Below are 17,464 nucleotides of genomic sequence, written 5' to 3' on the forward strand. Positions count from 1 at the left end.
CGGGCGCATATGCTTTCATGTCAACCTATCGCTTGAAGAATCTGCTGTCGCCGCGTTCGGTTGCGCTCGTCGGCGCGAGCGCCCGCCCGGTCTCGGTCGGCCGCGCCGTTCTCGAGAACATTCGCAAAGCCGAGTTCAAGGGGCGGTTCGGCCTCGTCAATCCGCGCCATGCCGAGATCGGCGGCATCGCTGCGGTGGGCAGTCTGGACAGGCTGGACTTCGTGCCCGAGCTCGTGGTCATCACCGCGCCGGCGCGAGAGGTCCCCGGCATCATTGATCAGGCCGGACGTCGGGGCTCGGCCGGCGCGCTGATCGTCTCGGCGGGCCTCGGTCACGGACCGGGATCCCTGCACGAGGCCGCGATCGCTGCGGCGCGCAAATACGGCATGCGGCTGATTGGGCCGAACTGCCTCGGCATCATGATGCCCGGCGTCAGCCTCAATGCCAGCTTTGCCGCTCACATGCCGGGGGCGGGCAACCTCGCGCTGATCTCGCAATCCGGCGCGATCGCGGCCGGAATGGTGGATTGGGCTGCGCAGCGCGGCGTCGGGTTCTCCGGCATTGTCACGATCGGCGATCAGATCGACGTCGATATTGCCGATCTGCTCGATCATTTCGCGATGGACCACAAGACCCGCGCGATACTGCTTTATATCGAGGCCATCAAGGACGCGCGCAAGTTCATGTCGGCGGCGAGGGCCGCGGCGCGCGTGAAGCCGGTCGTCGTGGTCAAGTCCGGTCGCATGGTGCAGGGTGCCAAAGCGGCGGCAACCCATACGGGCGCGCTCGCCGGCGCCGACGCCGTCTATGATGCCGCGTTCCGCCGTGCGGGCGTCCTGCGCGTCTCCGATCTGCGCGAGCTGTTCGATTGCGCCGAGACGCTCGGTCGCGTTGAGCCGCCGGCGGGACAGCGTCTCGCCATCCTCACCAATGGCGGGGGCATCGGCGTCCTGGCCGTGGATCGGTTGGCGGACCTTGGTGGAATCCCGGCGTCCATCTCGGCTGAGACGCGCAAGAGCCTCGATGCAGTTCTGCCGCCGACCTGGTCCGGTGCAAATCCCGTCGACATCGTCGGTGATGCCGATGCATCGCGCTACGCGGCGGCGCTGGAGGTGCTGCTCGCAGATCCTGATAATGATGCCGTCCTCGTCCTCAACGTGCAGACTGCGATCGCCCCGGCGGCCGACATCGCCGCGACCGTGACCGAGCTCGTCGGCAAATATCGCGAGCAGCAGCGTCGATGGGCGAAGCCCGTGCTGGCGGCTTGGGTCGGAGCCGATCAGAACATCATTCAGGCGCTCTCCGGCGCGGGCATTCCGAATTATCCGACCGAAGATGATGCGGTGCGCGGCTTCATGCATCTCGTGCGGCATCGCGAGGTCGTGGAGGAGCTGAGCCAGGTTCCTCCCGCGATGCCCGACACGTTCGTGCCTGACGCCCGGGCTGCCAGGCAGATCGTCGCCGCTGCGATCGCGGACGGTCGCAAATGGCTCGATCCCGTCGAGATCAAGCACCTGCTCGGGGCCTATGACATCGCGATGGTACCGACCCGTGCTGCTGATGATGTCGAGCAGGCCGTCACCTACGCCAGCGAGATGTTCGCGCAGGGCGTCACAGTCGTGCTGAAGATCATGTCGCGCGACATCGTCCACAAGTCGGACGTCGGCGGCGTCGTCCTCAATCTGACCACGCCGGAGGCCGTGCGCGCGGCTGCCACCGACATTCTCGCGCGGGCGAGGAAGCTCCGTCCCGAAGCCCGCATCGAGGGCGTCATCGTGCAGGCGATGGTCGTCAAGGCGAAGGCGCGCGAGCTGATCCTGGGTCTTGCCGACGATCCCATCTTTGGCACCGTCGTCGTCTTCGGCCGGGGCGGGACGGCGGTCGAGATCATCAACGACAAGGCACTGGCGCTTCCGCCGCTCGATCTGCAACTCGCCCGGGACCTGATCGGCCGCACGCGCGTATCACGGCTGCTGAAGGCCTATCGTGACGTACCCGCGGTCGAGCAGGACGCCGTCGCGATGGTGCTGGTCAAGCTCGCCCAGATGGCCGCTGACATTCCCGAGATCCGGGAGTTCGACATCAACCCACTGCTTGCGGACGAGACCGGCGTGACCGCGGTCGACGCCCGCGTCGCGGTGGGGCCGCCGCAGCGCAAATTCGCCGGCTCCGGCCCGGCCAACTTCGCCGTCCGGGCCTATCCGTCGCAGTGGGAGCGCCGCCTGGCGCTCAAGGACGACTGGCGGATCTTCGTACGGCCCCTGCGTCCGGAGGACGAGCCGACCATCCACGAATTCCTGCGTCACGTCACGGCGCACGACCTCCGCCTGCGCTTCTTCGCGCCGATGAAGGAGTTCACCCACGAATTCATCGCACGCCTGACCCAGCTCGACTATGCGCGCGCAATGGCCTTCATCGCATTCGACGAAGCCACCAACGAGATGGTCGGCGTCGTCCGGCTCCATTCGGACTCGGTCTATGAGAGCGGCGAATATGCGATCCTGCTGCGCTCCGACCTCAAGGGCAGGGGGCTCGGATGGGCGTTGATGCAGTTGATCATCGACTATGCGAGGTCGGAGGGGCTGAAGACCATCTCGGGTGATGTTCTCAGGGAGAACACCACAATGCTTGAGATGTGCCGCCAGCTCGGCTTCGACGTGAAGCCAGATTCAACGGAGCCCGACCTCTGTGACGTCAGGCTCAAGCTCTGATCGTTCCGATCACGAGTGCGCTTCGCGCGATGCGCCGGCTTCCGTGGCCGCTTTCCGCAGACTCTTGACGATGATCGCAATCAGCGGCACCAGCACCGGCACAATCGTGGTGAGCGGATGATGGACCGCGCCTGACACCTGAGCCTGGAGCGCCCGCGCCTCGAGCTGCAAGGCTTCGATGGATGCGCCGTGAATTTCATTGGCGAGCTCGATGTCGCGGCCGGATGGAGGACGGCCGGCAACGATGAAGAGAACCGCCGCGATGGCGAAATTCACGGCGCCGAGGATGGCAGCCGCCGCAATTGCGCTCCAGATCTGGACCAGCGCGAAATAGGCCGACAGCTCCAGCATCAGGAGCCCGAATGCCGCGATCAACGCCGCGAAGGCCCGCAGGCCGAGACCGATCAGTAGATGGCGCAGCCTGATGTCCGCGATGATCCTGTCGGTGCGCCACAGCACGCGCAGATGTTTGACGACATTTTCCATGTTCATCTAGTGTCTCCTCAGCATGAAGCCGACGACCACGCCGAGCGCGAAAGCCGAGGCCAGCGATGTGACCGGGCGTTCCGCAATGAGGCCCTGAAGCTGCTCCTGCTCGTCGCTGACGGTTTCTCCGAGCTCGGCAAGCGCGGCCTTGATCTGATCGGCCAGAACCTCGGCCCGGTCTCTCGAGCTGTCGAACATCTCTTCGCCTGCGGTGCTCAGCAGACGCGTGACGTCAACCTTCAGCGCTCGCAGCTCTTCGCTCATCCTGTCGCTGTTGAACATGGATTTGAGAACTCCCTTGAAATGGAAGCGAGCCTAAGGCCCGGCGGCGCGACCGCGCTTGATTTGCGTCAAGGGCCGGCGCGTGGCCCTGGTGTTGAGACAGGTCAACCCGGCCGCCACATGCTGGCCTAGAAGTGGCGGCTGAATGGGGGCCAATTGTCCCGATGAGGTGGAAGCGTGAACGAACCGCTGTTGCTGGCAACGCCCTCCGGCGATGCGCTGAAATTGCGCCCGGAAGGGCCGTGGACGGCAGCCAACGTGTCGGCGCTCGAAACGCTGTCCCGATCGGTCGGAGCGGATGTCGATCGATCCAGCGCCGTGACGCTGGACATGTCCGGCGTCAGTGCGCTTGACACGCTCGGCGCCTGGGTCCTGGAGAAGTTGTCGCGCAGGGCCGCATCATCCGGTAGATCGGCCGAATTCGTCGGCGTTGCCGATCATTTCAGCGGCCTGATGGATGAGGTGCGTCAGGTCAACCGCCACCCCCCGGCGGTTGCGGCCGCGCCAAACCCGATTCTGCTGAGGCTCGGCGATCTCGGCAAGTCCACGGTTGGCGCGCGCGAAGACGTCACGATCTTTCTTCAAATGCTGGGTGCATTGTTCATCGCCGTAATCGGCGTGCTGCGCCGGCCGCGATCGCTGCGGCTGACCTCGCTGGTCTACCAGCTCTACCGGATTGGCTGGCAGGCGATTCCCATCGTCGTGCTCATCACCTTCCTGATCGGCGCCATCATTGCGCAACAAGGGTTCTTCCATTTCCGCAGGTTCGGTGCGGAGTCCTACACGGTCGACATGGTCGGCATCCTGGTGCTCCGCGAGCTCGGCGTGCTGATCGTCGCCATCATGGTCGCGGGACGTTCGGGCAGCGCCTACACCGCCGAGCTCGGCTCGATGAAGATGCGCGAGGAGATCGACGCGCTCTCGACCATGGGACTCGATCCCGTCCATGTCCTGATACTGCCGCGAGTAGCAGCCCTCGTCATCGCGCTGCCGATCCTCGCGTTCATTGGGGCGGTTGCGGCGCTCTATGGCGGAGGACTGGTCGCGCAATTCTACGGCGGCATGGCACCGGCGATCTACATCGCGCGGCTGCATGAGGCCATCTCCGTCACCCATTTCGAGGTCGGCATCCTGAAGGCGCCCTTCATGGCGCTGGTGATCGGGATCGTCGCCTGCAGCGAAGGATTGCGCGTGAAGGGCAGCGCGGAATCGCTCGGGCGGCAGACGACCACGTCGGTGGTGAAGTCGATCTTCCTGGTGATCGTGCTCGATGGCCTGTTCGCGATCTTCTTCGCTTCGATCGGAATGTGACGATGGACGAATCGCAAGAGGTATTGGCGATCCGCGTTCGCGACCTCGTGGTCGGCTTCGGCCGCCAGACCGTGCTCGACTATCTGTCGCTCGACGTCCGCCGGGGCGAGATCCTCGGGCTCGTCGGAGCGTCCGGCGGCGGCAAGTCGGTCTTGATGCGCACCATCATCGGCCTCATCCCGCGCCAGGGCGGGAGCATCGAAGTCATGGGACGGCCGATCGGTGGCCGCACCGAAGGCGCGGCAACGACGTGGGGCATTCTGTTCCAGCAAGGTGCGCTGTTCTCCTCACTGACGGTTCGTCAAAACGTGCAGTTTCCGCTGCGCGAAAATCTCGTGCTGTCGCAGGAGCTGATGGACGAGATCGCGATCGCCAAGCTCGAGATGGTCGGGTTGCGGGCGCAGGACGCCGACAAATATCCGTCGGAGCTCTCGGGCGGCATGACCAAGCGCGTGGCGCTGGCCCGCGCACTCGCGCTCGATCCGCCGATCCTGTTCCTGGACGAGCCGACCTCCGGTCTCGACCCGATCGCGGCGGGCGATTTTGACGCGCTGATCGGGACGCTGCAGAAGACCCTCGGCCTCACCGTGTTCATGGTCACCCATGATCTTGCGAGCCTCACCACGGTCTGCGACCGCGTCGCCGCGCTCGCCGACGGCAAGATCGTGGCGATCGGCCCGATGCGCGAATTGCTGCAATCCGAGCATCCCTGGGTGCGCGCCTATTTCCACGGCAAGCGCTCGCAGATGCTGCAACACGAGATGAGATGAGACATGGAAACCCGCGCTCCCTACGTGCTGATCGGCAGCTTCGTGCTGGCCGCGATCCTCGCGGTATTCGGCTTCGTCTATTGGCTGAACAACACGGGCGGCATCGGGCCGCGCGCGAACTATCATGTGCAATTCCAGGGTCCGGTGCCGGGTCTGCTGGTTGGTGCCGGCGTGCTGTTCAACGGCATCCGGGTCGGCGAGGTGACGCAGATCGGCCTCGCGCCGGATAATCCGCGCTTCGTCAATGCGACGATCTCGGTTGCCTCGACGACACCCGTGCGTAACGACACCAAGGTCGGGCTCGATTTCCAGGGGCTGACCGGCGTGCCGGTGGTGACGCTGGAGGGCGGCGTGATCGTTGCCAAGGCCGGCGAGCCCGTGACCCTGATCGCCGAGGCCGGTGCAGGCCAGAGCATGACGCAGGCTGCGCGCGATGCGCTGCGACGGGTCGATACCGTGCTGGAGGACAATTCCGGTCCACTGAAGGACACCATTGCGAACCTCAAGACATTCTCCGACGGGCTCGCGCGCAACACCGGCAAAATCGACGGTATTCTGGCAGGCCTGGAAAAGATGACCGGCGGCGGGACGCCGGCCCAGAAGATCACCTACGACCTGCGCACGCCGCAGAATCTTGGGCCGGCCGGCAAGACGCTTACGGCGTCACTGGCGATTCCGGAGCCGACCGCGGTTGCGATGCTCCAGACTCAACGGATGCTGTTTGCGCCCAGCGGGGACAATCCGGGTTTTGCGGAATTCCTCTGGGCCGACAGCATCCCGAAGCTGGTCCAGGCGCGGCTGATCGACAGTTTTGAGAATTACGACATCGCCCACGCGCCCCTGCGCACGGCTGACCTCGGACAGGCGGACTACCAGCTTCTGATCGACATCAGGCGTTTCCGGATCGCCACGGAGGGCGAGGCCCGGGTCGAGATCGGACTGTCGGCACACATCGTCGACAAGAACGGCAAGGTGATCGCGTCGCGCCTCGTCGAGACCAGCGAGAAGCTTGACAAGGTCGAGCCGGCCGCAGCGGTCGCAGCGTTCGACGCAGCCTTCGCTCGCATTGCAAAGGAGCTGATCGGCTGGACAGTTCAGGCAGTCTGACGGCCTCTATTCCAGTGTCTTCAGGTAGGACAGGAGATCGTGGATCTGGTCTGGACTGAGCTCGAAGGCCGGCATGTTGGTGTGGCCGGTCGAAATACCTTCGGCCAGCGCTTCCTCGAGGGCCTCGATCGGATAGCGGTTGTGCAGCGTGCGCAACGGCGGCGCTATCCTGAGCGGGCTTTTCGAGACCCGATCGATCGCATGGCAGCGCGCACAACTGGCCCGTGCAAATGCCTTGCCGCGCTGTTCTGCGGTCGGAGCCGCCAGCACAGGCGTGATCAGAAACAGCCCAATCAGGCCGTGGCGCAACGCAGTTTGCAGCATGGAAGGTGATCCCGTCGAACTCTGGAAGCAGAATATGGCGGGGACGTCTGTCAAAATTGATCTGGGTCAACTGCCTTTGGCGCAGTGCAGTAAAATGCAGCCGTGCGGTGGACTCGGCCTGACGCGGAGCAGCCGGCGCTTGGAGCGGTGGATGAAGGCTTCCGTGGTGACGATCGAGCCGAACGGGCATTTCTGTAGCGATTGTGCGGTCCGCGACTTCGCGGTGTGCTCGTCGCTGGACCCGGCCGAGCTCAGGGAATTCGAGCATCTGGGGCGCCGCGTCCATTTTGACGGGGGCGAGACCGTGTTCTCCGAGGAGGACATCGCGACCTCGTTCTACAACGTCCTCGAAGGCGTCATGCGGCTCTACAAGCTGCTGCCCGACGGAAGGCGGCAGATCGTGGGATTTGCTTTGCCCGGCGATTTCCTGGGGATGAATATTTCCGGCCGGCACAATTTTTCGGCCGATGCGATCAGCGGCGTCACCGTGTGCCAGTTCGCGAAGGCCCCTTTTGGCCGTTTCATCGAAGACCGGCCGCACCTGCTCAGGCGGATCAACGAGCTGGCTATTCGCGAGTTGAGCCAGGCGCGCGACCACATGGTCTTGCTCGGCCGCCGCTCGGCGGACGAGAAAGTCGCGACGTTTCTGCTCACCTGGCGCGAGCGGCTATTTTCGCTGAAGGGGGCGTCGGACACGGTTCAGCTGCCGATGAGTCGTCAGGACATCGCCGACTACCTCGGCCTGACCATTGAAACCGTCAGTCGCACCTTCACCAAGCTGGAGCGACATGGGGTGATCGAGATCGTTCAAGGCGGCATCAGTCTGCTCGATCCGGCGAAGGTCGAGGCCTTGGCTGCGGCCTGATTCGGCGATCGCCAATTTTGATCCCAATCAATGACGGCGGTCGCGCGCCGCCAATAATGCCCCAAATAGCAGGGGAGGGCATCATGCCGACTGACGCACTGCTGGTGACGATCGCTGTCGTAGTCGTTTTTGTCACATTCGCCGGGGCTTTGGCATGGGCAGACCGGCAAACCAGCGCAGGTCGGCCTGATTCGGACGCTAGGCACTGACGGTCCTGAGATCACAATCGCGTTTTACCGTGCTTGCCGCGGAGGCGTCCACGGCCAGCTCGTGGCTGTTCGGCAGCGCCTCAACGCAATGGTGCGGGCGATAGCTGCAACTCTGCATCGACCGGGACACGTTGGCTCATCCCCCGGATGCCGCCTTGGCGCCCGATCGCGGCATTTTCGCCGTATTTGGCTCAAACCGTGCACATGCTTTCCGGTTGAAAAGCCTGCTAACGTTGACTACGCAGGAACTCCAGTGCCTCGCAGTCTTAGGAGCCCAGCGGCGTGCCTCAGGACAAGACCGGCGACCCCCGACAAGCTGCGGGCAACAAATTATCGGTCCTGCGCAAGCACCCGATCTTCGCGGATCTGGAGCCGGAGGCGCTCGATCAGCTCTGCCGCTACGCCAAGCACACCACGGTGAAGCGCGGCGCGACGATCGCCGCCAAGGGCGATCCCGGCAACAACCTGTTCGCGGTGATCACGGGAACAGTGAAGATTTCCTCTTCGTCGCCGGATGGAAGGAACGCTATTCTCAATCTGATCGGTCCTGGAGAAATCTTTGGCGAGATCGCGGTTCTCGATGGCGCGCCGCGCTCGGCCGACGCGACCGCCAACACCAATTGCGAACTCTACATCATCGACCGTCGCGACTTCCTGCCATTCGTGAAGAGCCAGCCGGCGCTGGCGATGAAGTTCATCGAGCTGCTTTGCGCGCGCCTGCGCTGGACCAGCCAGCAGGTCGAGCAAGTGATCCTGCAAAATCTGCCGGGCCGGCTTGCGAGCGCGCTGCTCGGTCTCACCGAAGAGCGCAAGTTAGACTCCGGCAGCGGCACGCTCGCCATCACGCAGCAGGAGATCAGCGAGATGGTGGGGATGACGCGCGAGAGCATCAACAAGCAATTGCGCGCCTGGGCCGGCCGCAACTGGGTTCGTCTCGAGCACGGCGCCATCGTCGTGCTGGATACCGATGCGTTGCGCGACCTCGCCGAGAGCGGCCTCGACGGCGAGTGAGGCCTCAGATCTGATTGTCGACGATGGCGACCGCTCGGGTCCACCCTGCGGACGCCCGCTCGATCTTTACCGGGAAGCATGAGACCGTGAATCCGGTCGACGGCAGCTTGTCGAGATTGTGCAGCTTCTCGAGATGGCAATAGCCGATGTGTCGTCCCGCCTTGTGACCTTCCCAGATCAGGCCGGCATCTTTTGTTTCGGCATATTTCTTCGCGGTGTAGACGAACGGTGCGTCCCAGCTCCAGCCGTCGGTGCCGGTCAGCCGCACACCGCGTTCGAGCAGGTACATGGTGGCCTCATAGCCCATGCCGCAGCCGGAGTTGACGTAGTCGGCCTGGCCGAATTTGGCGCCGGCGCTGGTGTTGACGACCACGATCTCCAGCGGCGACAGCGTGTGCCCGATCCGTTTCAGCTCCTTCTCGACATCGTCGGCAGTCACCACGTACCCATCGGGCAGGTGGCGGAAGTCGAGCTTCACGCCGGGCTGCAGGCACCATTCGAGCGGCACCTCGTCGATCGTCCATGACCGCTCGCCGCGATTCATGGTCGGGTGGAAGTGCCAGGGCGCGTCGAGATGCGTGCCGTTGTGGGTGGACAGCGAGACCTGCTCGACCGCCCAGCCCTGGCCATCCGGCAAATCCTCCGCCTTGAGGCCGTCGAAGAACTGCAGCATGCGGGGCAGGCCCTGCTGGTGATCAATATACTGGATCGTCGGGTGATTGCCCGGCGGATCGGCCGTCGCGTCGTTTCCGAGCGGCACGGAAATATCGATCAGCTTCCGCGGCATGGGCATTCCTCGCGATGTTCCGTTTCGGCGCATCTTGGGGGGCTCTACCTGTGGCGTCAAGTAACGGCCCGGTGCAGGCGATTTCGGAAAAACGAGGCCATTCGCCGATCGCGCGCTCGAAGTGATGCATGATAGATCGATGCAACTCCAGCATTGATCGATGCTGGATTTGGCTTGGACTCAGAATGCCGCCCGCCCTAGGGACGACGTAAGGATGGGGCGACCTTCATGTCTGCACCTCCAAGCCGCAACCAATAGCGGTCGATTCTAGAGCCAGAGGAACGACCATGGACATGATGAGCATCGTCACCTTGCGTCCGGCATTGGCCGAACGGCGAGGCGGGATTAGAGGGAAGCCGGTACCTGCCGCGCAAGTCCCCGCCGGAGAGGGCGCGATGAAGCTCGCACCTGCCCTCGCCGCGATCATCCACCAGTCAAATCCGCTCGACTCCGCCGCGCAATCCTACCAAGGTGGTGCGTTTGTAACGCTTGACTTTACACCTGAAGTGGAGCGACCCAAGGCGGCCTGCAGCATCGGCTCAACGACAACATAATCAACTCAGGAGGAAGCCCAGATGAAGACACTCACCGGTATCATCGCAGCCGCCGTACTGGCGGTCTCAGCGCCACTCGCGACCGCACGCGATTTCCGTTCGGCCGACATCCACCCCGCCGATTATCCGACCGTCGAGGCCGTCAGGTTCATGGGCAAGCAGCTCGCGACGGCGAGCGGCGGCAAGCTCGGCGTGAAGGTGTTTCCCAATGGAGCCCTGGGCTCCGAAAAGGACACCATCGAGCAGCTGAAGATCGGCGCCCTCGACATGATGCGGATCAACGCATCGCCGTTGAACAACTTCGTGCCTGAAACCATCGCGTTGTGCCTGCCCTTCGTCTTCCGCGACACGCAGCACATGCGCACCGTCCTTGACGGACCGATCGGCGACGAGATCCTCGCAGCCATGGAGCCGGCCGGCCTGGTCGGGCTTGCCTATTACGACAGCGGCGCCCGCTCCATCTACACCGTCAAGGCGCCGGTCAAGTCGCTCGCCGACCTCAAGGGCCTGAAGATCCGCGTCCAGCAGTCCGACCTCTGGGTCGGCATGATCCAGAGCCTCGGTGCCAATCCGACGCCGATGCCTTATGGCGAAGTCTACACCGCGCTCAAGACGGGCCTGGTGGACGCAGCCGAGAACAACTGGCCCTCCTACGAGTCTTCGCGTCACTTCGAGGCCGCCAAGTTCTACAACGTGACCGAGCACTCGCTCGCGCCCGAAGTTCTCGTGATGTCCAAGAAGGTCTGGGACACGTTGAGCAAGGAGGATCAGGCGATGGTCCGCAAGGCGGCCAAGGAATCGGTGCCGGTCATGCGCAAGCTCTGGGACGATCGCGAGCAGGCTTCCCGCAAGACCGTCGAAGCCGCAGGCGTTCAGGTCGTGACCATCGCCAACAAGACGGAATTCGTCGACGCGATGAAGCCGGTGTACGACAAGTTCGCAGGTGACGAAAAGCTGAAGGGCCTCGTCAAGCGGATCCAGGACACGAAGTAAGACCACAGCGTCGGGTCCGGCGTCGCCGCGAGGCGGGCGCCGGACCCTCGCGAAGGGGACGCGCAAGGAGACGCCGATGACAGACCCACATGTCGCAAGCCACGAACAGGAGGTAACCGGCCGACCGTCGACCGGCCTGCTGTCGCGGATCAACGCCGTCGTTGCTCGCCTCGGCATGTATCTGTCCGTGACCGGCCTGCTCGTCATCGTCACCATCGTGTTCTACCAGGTGTTCGGACGTTACGTGCTCAATTCGAGCCCGACCTGGACCGAGAACCTTGCGCTGGTCCTGATCCTGTATGTCACGCTGATCGGCGCCGCCGTCGGCGTTCGCGACGCCGGACACATCGGCATGGACAGCTTGCTGGTGATGCTTCCGGATCATCTGCGAGAGAAGATCGAGCTCGTGATCCACGTTCTGGTGGCCGTGTTCGGCATTGCGATGGCGTACAATGGCTGGATCCTCGGAGCGTCGGTCGGAACCGTGAAGATCCCCAATCTCGGGCTCCCCGAGGTCATCCGCTACGTCCCGCTGATCGCCTCCGGCGTCCTCATCGTCTCCTTTTCAATCGAGCACATCATTGCGCTCCTGCGCGGCGAGGAGGTCGTCCCCTCATGGAACTGATCATTCTCGGCGCAACCTTCTTCGGCTTCCTGATCCTCGGCGTACCTGTCGCCTTCGCGATCGGCCTCTCGGCGATTTGCACCATCCTCTACGAAGGCCTGCCGGTCGCCGTCATCTTTCAGCAGATGATGTCGGGGATGAACATCTTCTCCTTCCTTGCCATCCCGTTCTTCGTCTTCAGCGGTGAGCTGATGCTGCATGGCGGGGTAGCCGACAAGATCGTGCAGCTCGCCAAGAATCTCGTCGGACACATCCGCGGCGGGCTCGGCATGTCGAACGTGGTCGCCTGCACGCTGTTCGGCGGCGTCTCCGGCTCGCCCGTGGCCGACGTGTCGGCGATGGGCGCGGTGATGATCCCGATGATGAAGAAAGAGGGTTTCGACACCGACTACGCGGTCAACGTCACCACCCACGCTTCGCTGGTGGGCGCGCTCATGCCGACCAGCCACAACATGATCATCTATGCGCTCGCCGCGGGCGGCAAGGTCTCGATCGGCGCGCTGATCGCGGCCGGCCTCCTGCCGGCGCTCGTGCTGATGGTGTGCATGCTGGTTGCCGCCTACGCGGTCGCGGTGAAGCGCGGCTATCCCGCCGGCAAGTTCCCGGGCTGGGCCGAGGTGTTCCGCTCGTTCGCGGCCGCGCTGCCCGGCCTGCTGATCGTCGGCATTATCCTGGCGGGCATCCTGTCCGGCGTCTTCACGGCAACTGAATCCGCAGCCGTCGCGGTCACCTACACGATCCTGCTGACGTTCTTCATCTACCGCACCATGACCTTGCCGAACTTCCTGCGGGCTGCCGCCAAGGCCGTGAAGACGACGGGCGTGGTGCTGCTGCTGATCGGCGTCTCCACCATGTTCCAGTATTTGATGGGGCTCTACGAGGTGGCCGACTTCGCCGGCGACTTGATGAGCAAGGTGTCCTCGCAACCCTGGGTCATCTTCCTGCTCATCAACGTCATCCTGTTCGTGCTCGGCACGTTCATGGACATGGCGGCGACCATCCTGATCTGCACTCCGATCTTCCTGCCGATCGCGATGAAGGCGGGCATGGATCCGGTGCAATTCGGCATGCTGATGCTGATCAACTGCGCGCTGGGGCTGAACACCCCGCCGGTCGGAACGACGCAGTTCGTCGGTTGCGCCATCGGCGGCATCTCGGTGGGTGCGGTGATGCGTACCATCCTGCCGTTCTATGCCGCCCTGATCGCAGCTCTGATGTTCGTGACCTACGTCCCCGCGTTCTCGCTGTGGCTGCCCCGCCTGCTGATGGGCTACAAGGGATAGCAGCAACAGGGAGAATCCGTTCGTGACTGACTATCGCAAGCTCTTCGATCTCACCGGCAAGACCGCCGTGGTGCTCGGCGCCGCCTCGGGCATCGGCAAATCGTCGGCCGAGGCGCTGGCCGGGCTCGGCGCCCGCGTCGTTTGCGCAGATCGTGCGCTTGACGCCGCTGAGGCGACGGCAGCCGGCATTCGCGACAAGGGCGGCTGGGCGGAAGCAGCTAGCTGCGACGCCGCGAGCGCTGCGGACGTCAATGCGCTGGCTAAAATCGTGATGCAGAAATTTGCGCGGCTCGACATCGCCGTGACGACGCCGGGGCTCAACATCCGCAAGACCATCCTCGACTACACCGAGGAGGATCTCGACCGCGTTCTCAATCTCAACGTCAAGGGCACGGTCTGGTTCTTCCAGGCCTTCGGCCGCATCATGGTCGAGCAGAAGGGCGGCAGCATCATCGCCTGCTCCTCGGTGCGCGCGGTCACCATCGAGCCGGGCCTTGGCGTCTACGGCTCGACCAAGGCGGCCATCGGCCTCCTGGTGAAGGGCTTTGCTTCAGAGGTCGGCCACGCTGGCGTCCGCGTCAACGCGATCGCGCCGAGCATTGCCGAGACCGCGCTGACCGGCCCGTTCAAGCAGCGGCCCGATATCTACAATCTCTACGCCGGCCACACCGTGTTCAACCGCTGGAGCAGTGCCGACGAGGTCGCGACGGCGGTCGCCTATCTTGCTTCGGACGCCGCGAGCTATGTCAGCGGCAGCACGCTGTTCGTCGACGGCGGCTGGACCGCGGTCGATGGTCCGCCGACCGGTCTCACCCAGTTGCATAAATAGGGCGGCCGTCGGCACCTAGCCGGTAAAGCCCATGCTCCGGCGCAGCTCCTTCCGGTCTGCGCCGGTCAGCAGCGCGATCAGCGCGGCCGCTTCTGTCGGATGTGCGGCCCGCGCGGTCACGGCGGCCGTGTACATCGTCACGAGCTCGCAGCCCTGCGGCAGCGATCCTGACAGCGCGATGCCGTCGGTCGCGATGATCTCGGTCGCCTGCGTGCATCCGATCGGCCGTGCGGCGGTGGACGACGCCAGCTCCCGCATCGCGGTCGCTCCGTTCGGAAAGATCTTGAGACGCGATGCGACCTCATAGGCGATCCCAAGCTGGTCCAGCACTCTTGCGACATGCTGTCCCGCGGTCGAGGCTTTGGTGTCCGGAACGTAGATGGCATCCGCGGATCGCAGCACCTCGCGCAGATCGGCCTCAGTCTTCACCGTGACTTTCGGATCGCGGTTACGGACCGCCAGCGCGGTCTCGACCCGGCCGATATCTGCGATCGAGGAGGGGACGACGAGCTTCTCCGCGGCAAGCTTCGCAAGGAGCGCCTGCGTCAGGATCACGAGATCCGCCGACGTGCTGGCGCGCAGCTTGTCGGCCATGATGCCGACCGCGCCGAACTCGCCATCGATGCCGAATCCGGTCCGCGTCTTGAAAGGCTCGCTGAGGCCGCGCACGAGGCCTTGCGCCGCGCCGCCGCTCAAAATGGTCACTGTCGTCACGATGCAAGCTCCATGGCTGCGATGATCTTGTCGCGCGTGATCGGCAGGTCGCGTACGCGCACGCCGAGGCAATCGTAGACCGCATTGGCGATCGCCGCCGTCACGGGGCCGTGCGCGGCCTCGCCGGCGCCGACCGGCTCGATCTCCGGCCGCTGGATGATTTCGACATCCACCGCCGGCACCTCGCTGAAAGTCAGGATCGGGTAGTCCGTCCATGACGTTGAGGTGATGCGCGTCCGGTCGAAGCGGACGCGTTCCTTCAGCACCCAGCTCGTGGCCTGGATCGCACCGCCCTCGATCTGGTTGATGACGCCGTCCGGATTGATGGCCTCGCCGACGTCGACTGCAAGCGTCAACCGCCGGACGCGAATGTCGTCGGTGCCTTCGATCTCCGCGATCGCGGCGCAATAGGCGCCCGTGTTCTTGTAGCGGGCGAAGCCGACGCCATGGCCGATGCCAGACTGTTTTTGCGGTTTCCACTGCGCGCGGCGTGCCGCGGCGCGAATGACGTCGCTGGCGCGCTCGTCGCGGAGACAACGCAGGCGGAACGCGATCGGGTCCTCGCCGCGCAGGACCGCGATCTCGTCGAGTATGGATTCGATCGCGAACACATTACCTTGCCCGCCCAGGGTCCGCAGCGCCGACGTGCGCACCGGCATCGTCAGCAACCGGTGGCTCGTGATGGTCCAGGCCGGAAGGTCGTAGAGTGGAACGGAGTTGCGGTCGCCGCCCCGCCATTGGCGGCCGGTGGGTTCGTCGAGATCATGCGCGGGTAGGGGGGCGCGATCTCGGTCGCCGCAAGCAGCGCCGGCTGCGCCGCGCGTCCCGGCCGCGCGGCGTGGCCGTTGCTCCAGATCGCATGGCGCCAGCTGACGATCTCGCTGTCCGCATCGAGGTCGGCCTCGATCTCGATGGCCATCGCTGCGCCAAACGGCGCATGAGACATCTCGTCATGGCGCGACCACTGCACCCGCACCGGGCGGCCGCCGGCGGCTTTCGCCAGCAACACAGCATCGAGCGCGACGTCGTCGGCCGCATTGTGCCCATAGCAGCCGGCCCCCTCCATATGCTCGACGACGATGTTTTCGGCCGGCAGCTCGAGCACGATCGCAAGATCGGCGCGCAGCAGATAGACGCCCTGGCTGTGTGTCCAGACATGGATACGATCGCCGTCCCATCGCGCCATGGCGCAAGATGGCGCGATCGAGGCGTGTGCGATGTAGGGACGGGTGTATTGCCGGCGAAGGGTGCGCGCAGCTCTCTTCGTCGTTGCCGCTGCTCTGGTGTCGATGACGGTGGTTTCGACCGGCTGGCTCTTCAGAAAGCCTGCGAGATCGTCTTCGTCGGGCAACGGCTCGCCGGCCGACCATGTTGCGCCCTTGCGCAAGGCTTTCAGTGCGGCTTCCGCCGCAGCCTCGCTATCGGCAACCACGCCGGCAAAGCCGCCGTCGCGGACGATCGCGAGGAGGCCCGGAACGGCGCGCGCCGCCGTGTCGTCGAGCGCGGTCAGTCTGGCACCCGAGATGTCAGGCCGCAGCACGCGGCCGTGTGCCAGGTCCGGCAGCGCGCAATCGTGAATGAAGCGCGGTCGCGCGAACACCTTGTCGGGAATGTCGACCCGCTGGACCGAATGTCCGGCGACACCGCGTGTGGCAGCGGGCTTCGCCACGGCGCCCGCGGTGGCGTCGCGGTCGAGCGAGACGTCGCCAGCCAGCTCCCAATAGCTGGTCCTGACATTGCCGGGACCCGAGATCGTGCCGTCATCGACATCGAGCAGCGCCGCATCGACGCCGAGACGCTCTGATGCGGCAGCGAGGAAGCGCTGGCGCACCTCGGCGCAGACATGTCGCAGCGCGCGGCCGGATTGCTGGACCGAGAGGCTGCCCGAGGTGACACCCTCGTTCGGGCTGGCCGCCGTCGAGGCGCGGATCAGCTCGATCCTGCCGATATCGACGTCGAGCTCGTCCGCGGCGATCTGCGCCAGCGCCGTGACGATGCCCTGGCCGATCTCGACCTTGCCGGGCGAAATTGCGACACCGCCTTCGCCGCTGAACCGCACCCAGGACGACAGCTTTGGATTGGCCGCGAGGCTAACCGGCAGTTTCGGGACGGGGGACGGCATACTCATGATGTCGCCGTCTCCGCTGCCGCGCGCAGCACGGCGCGGACCATGCGATTGTGCGATCCGCAGCGGCACAGATTGCGATCGAGCGCGGCTCTGACCTCGGTCTCCGTCGGCGAGGGATTGCGCTTCAGCAGCGCCGCCGCGCTGATCAGGATCCCCGAGACGCAATAGCCGCATTGCATCGCCTGCTCGGAGACGAAGGCGCGTTGCAGCGGATGCGGCCGCTCGGCCGTGCCGAGGCCTTCCACCGTAACGACGTCCTTGTCCGCCACCGACCACATCGGCATGTCGCAGGAGGCCATCGCGCGGTCGCCGACCATGACGTAACAGGCCCCGCACTCACCGGCCCCGCAGCCGAAATGCGCACCCGTGATGCCGAGCCGGCCGCGCAGCACATCGAGCAGTGTCTGGTCGGGATCGGCATCCACAGCCATCGCCGCGCCGTTGAGCTGAAATTGAATGGTCGGCATGATCGCTC

At 64.7% G+C, this 17,464-nt stretch carries 17 protein-coding genes and 1 pseudogene; 11 read left to right on the forward strand and 7 right to left on the reverse strand.

The features are described 5' to 3' along the window. Positions 1–17: 17 nt before the first annotated feature. Positions 18–2,711 (forward strand): bifunctional acetate--CoA ligase family protein/GNAT family N-acetyltransferase, encoded by a 2,694-nt coding sequence (locus tag BJ6T_RS17430; protein ID WP_014493767.1) that lies wholly within the window; start codon positions 18–20, stop codon positions 2,709–2,711. Positions 2,712–2,720: 9 nt separating this feature from the next. Here the strand turns inward: BJ6T_RS17430 and BJ6T_RS17435 are convergent, their stop codons facing one another. Then, entirely contained in the window at positions 2,721–3,203 is a 483-nt protein-coding gene (locus tag BJ6T_RS17435; RefSeq protein ID WP_014493768.1) for a phage holin family protein, read from the reverse strand. Continuing rightward, the gene (locus BJ6T_RS17440) at positions 3,204–3,479 is read right to left on the reverse strand and encodes a hypothetical protein (RefSeq protein ID WP_014493769.1); all 276 of its coding nucleotides are present in this window, start codon (positions 3,477–3,479) and stop codon (positions 3,204–3,206) included. A 177-nt stretch (positions 3,480–3,656) separates the two neighbouring features. On the opposite strand from BJ6T_RS17440, the gene BJ6T_RS17445 reads away from it, so the two are divergent. Genes BJ6T_RS17445 through BJ6T_RS17455 form a run of 3 tightly spaced genes read left to right on the forward strand, consistent with a single transcriptional unit; the run spans position 3,657 to position 6,667 of the window. After that, positions 3,657–4,790 (forward strand): ABC transporter permease, encoded by a 1,134-nt coding sequence (locus BJ6T_RS17445; RefSeq protein WP_014493770.1) that lies wholly within the window; start codon positions 3,657–3,659, stop codon positions 4,788–4,790. 2 nt (positions 4,791–4,792) lie between these two features. After that, complete coding sequence (locus tag BJ6T_RS17450; protein ID WP_014493771.1) at positions 4,793–5,560, forward strand: ABC transporter ATP-binding protein; 768 nt, start codon at positions 4,793–4,795, stop codon at positions 5,558–5,560. A 3-nt stretch (positions 5,561–5,563) separates the two neighbouring features. Continuing rightward, a complete protein-coding gene (locus BJ6T_RS17455; protein WP_014493772.1) occupies positions 5,564–6,667 on the forward strand; it encodes an ABC-type transport auxiliary lipoprotein family protein in 1,104 nt (367 codons plus the stop codon). Positions 6,668–6,673: 6 nt separating this feature from the next. Here BJ6T_RS17455 and BJ6T_RS17460 read toward each other — a convergent pair whose 3' ends face one another. After that, complete coding sequence (locus BJ6T_RS17460) at positions 6,674–6,991, reverse strand: c-type cytochrome (protein ID WP_014493773.1); 318 nt, start codon at positions 6,989–6,991, stop codon at positions 6,674–6,676. A 151-nt stretch (positions 6,992–7,142) separates the two neighbouring features. On the opposite strand from BJ6T_RS17460, the gene BJ6T_RS17465 reads away from it, so the two are divergent. Both BJ6T_RS17465 and BJ6T_RS17470 read left to right on the forward strand, forming a co-directional pair. Continuing rightward, positions 7,143–7,856 carry a Crp/Fnr family transcriptional regulator gene (locus BJ6T_RS17465; RefSeq protein ID WP_014493774.1) on the forward strand — a complete coding sequence of 238 codons (714 nt, stop codon included), beginning with the start codon at positions 7,143–7,145 and terminating at the stop codon, positions 7,854–7,856. A 491-nt stretch (positions 7,857–8,347) separates the two neighbouring features. Further along, entirely contained in the window at positions 8,348–9,076 is a 729-nt protein-coding gene (locus tag BJ6T_RS17470; protein WP_014493775.1) for a Crp/Fnr family transcriptional regulator, read from the forward strand. Positions 9,077–9,080: 4 nt separating this feature from the next. On the opposite strand, the gene BJ6T_RS17475 is transcribed toward BJ6T_RS17470, so the two are convergent. After that, positions 9,081–9,863 (reverse strand): cyclase family protein, encoded by a 783-nt coding sequence (locus tag BJ6T_RS17475; RefSeq protein WP_014493776.1) that lies wholly within the window; start codon positions 9,861–9,863, stop codon positions 9,081–9,083. A 287-nt stretch (positions 9,864–10,150) separates the two neighbouring features. Here BJ6T_RS17475 and BJ6T_RS17480 point away from each other — a divergent pair, with 287 nt between their 5' ends. From BJ6T_RS17480 to BJ6T_RS17500, 5 genes are all read left to right on the forward strand, one after another. Further along, on the forward strand, positions 10,151–10,417 hold the full coding sequence (locus BJ6T_RS17480) for a hypothetical protein (RefSeq protein WP_014493777.1): 267 nt from the start codon (positions 10,151–10,153) through the stop codon (positions 10,415–10,417). 21 nt (positions 10,418–10,438) lie between these two features. Further along, entirely contained in the window at positions 10,439–11,410 is a 972-nt protein-coding gene (locus tag BJ6T_RS17485) for a TRAP transporter substrate-binding protein (RefSeq protein WP_014493778.1), read from the forward strand. A gap of 76 nt (positions 11,411–11,486) precedes the next feature. Continuing rightward, the gene (locus BJ6T_RS17490) at positions 11,487–12,035 is read left to right on the forward strand and encodes a TRAP transporter small permease (RefSeq protein ID WP_014493779.1); all 549 of its coding nucleotides are present in this window, start codon (positions 11,487–11,489) and stop codon (positions 12,033–12,035) included. Further along, positions 12,026–13,318: a TRAP transporter large permease gene (locus tag BJ6T_RS17495; protein ID WP_014493780.1), complete on the forward strand. Its 1,293-nt coding sequence runs from the start codon at positions 12,026–12,028 to the stop codon at positions 13,316–13,318. The genes BJ6T_RS17490 and BJ6T_RS17495 overlap by 10 nt, the downstream gene beginning before the upstream one ends. A 22-nt stretch (positions 13,319–13,340) precedes the next feature. Beyond that, complete coding sequence (locus BJ6T_RS17500) at positions 13,341–14,147, forward strand: SDR family NAD(P)-dependent oxidoreductase (protein WP_014493781.1); 807 nt, start codon at positions 13,341–13,343, stop codon at positions 14,145–14,147. Positions 14,148–14,162: 15 nt separating this feature from the next. On the opposite strand, the gene BJ6T_RS17505 is transcribed toward BJ6T_RS17500, so the two are convergent. From BJ6T_RS17505 to BJ6T_RS17515, 3 genes and pseudogenes are all read right to left on the reverse strand, one after another. After that, positions 14,163–14,861, reverse strand: coding sequence for a molybdate ABC transporter substrate-binding protein (locus BJ6T_RS17505; protein WP_014493782.1), 699 nt, complete (start codon positions 14,859–14,861; stop codon positions 14,163–14,165). Continuing rightward, positions 14,858–16,983: pseudogene (locus tag BJ6T_RS17510) on the reverse strand (xanthine dehydrogenase family protein molybdopterin-binding subunit). Before BJ6T_RS17510 ends, BJ6T_RS17505 begins: the two are co-directional and overlap by 4 nt. Before the next feature lie 2 nt (positions 16,984–16,985). Beyond that, positions 16,986–17,456: a (2Fe-2S)-binding protein gene (locus BJ6T_RS17515; RefSeq protein ID WP_014493785.1), complete on the reverse strand. Its 471-nt coding sequence runs from the start codon at positions 17,454–17,456 to the stop codon at positions 16,986–16,988. Between the last annotated feature and the right edge of the window lie 8 nt (positions 17,457–17,464).

Source organism: Bradyrhizobium japonicum USDA 6, assembly GCF_000284375.1.
In the GTDB taxonomy this organism is placed as follows: Bacteria; Pseudomonadota; Alphaproteobacteria; order Rhizobiales; family Xanthobacteraceae; genus Bradyrhizobium; species Bradyrhizobium japonicum.

What these genes read in the sequence shown, in the direction of transcription:
- BJ6T_RS17430 (WP_014493767.1), top strand. Translation starts at nt 18, where the DNA reads ATGTCAACCTATCGCTTGAAGAATCTGCTGTCGCCGCGTTCGGTTGCG.
- BJ6T_RS17435 (WP_014493768.1), bottom strand. Translation starts at nt 3,203, where the DNA reads ATGAACATGGAAAATGTCGTCAAACATCTGCGCGTGCTGTGGCGCACC.
- BJ6T_RS17440 (WP_014493769.1), bottom strand. Translation starts at nt 3,479, where the DNA reads ATGTTCAACAGCGACAGGATGAGCGAAGAGCTGCGAGCGCTGAAGGTT.
- BJ6T_RS17450 (WP_014493771.1), top strand. Translation starts at nt 4,793, where the DNA reads ATGGACGAATCGCAAGAGGTATTGGCGATCCGCGTTCGCGACCTCGTG.
- BJ6T_RS17455 (WP_014493772.1), top strand. Translation starts at nt 5,564, where the DNA reads ATGGAAACCCGCGCTCCCTACGTGCTGATCGGCAGCTTCGTGCTGGCC.
- BJ6T_RS17460 (WP_014493773.1), bottom strand. Translation starts at nt 6,991, where the DNA reads ATGCTGCAAACTGCGTTGCGCCACGGCCTGATTGGGCTGTTTCTGATC.
- BJ6T_RS17465 (WP_014493774.1), top strand. Translation starts at nt 7,143, where the DNA reads ATGAAGGCTTCCGTGGTGACGATCGAGCCGAACGGGCATTTCTGTAGC.
- BJ6T_RS17475 (WP_014493776.1), bottom strand. Translation starts at nt 9,863, where the DNA reads ATGCCGCGGAAGCTGATCGATATTTCCGTGCCGCTCGGAAACGACGCG.
- BJ6T_RS17480 (WP_014493777.1), top strand. Translation starts at nt 10,151, where the DNA reads ATGGACATGATGAGCATCGTCACCTTGCGTCCGGCATTGGCCGAACGG.
- BJ6T_RS17485 (WP_014493778.1), top strand. Translation starts at nt 10,439, where the DNA reads ATGAAGACACTCACCGGTATCATCGCAGCCGCCGTACTGGCGGTCTCA.
- BJ6T_RS17490 (WP_014493779.1), top strand. Translation starts at nt 11,487, where the DNA reads ATGACAGACCCACATGTCGCAAGCCACGAACAGGAGGTAACCGGCCGA.
- BJ6T_RS17495 (WP_014493780.1), top strand. Translation starts at nt 12,026, where the DNA reads ATGGAACTGATCATTCTCGGCGCAACCTTCTTCGGCTTCCTGATCCTC.
- BJ6T_RS17515 (WP_014493785.1), bottom strand. Translation starts at nt 17,456, where the DNA reads ATGCCGACCATTCAATTTCAGCTCAACGGCGCGGCGATGGCTGTGGAT.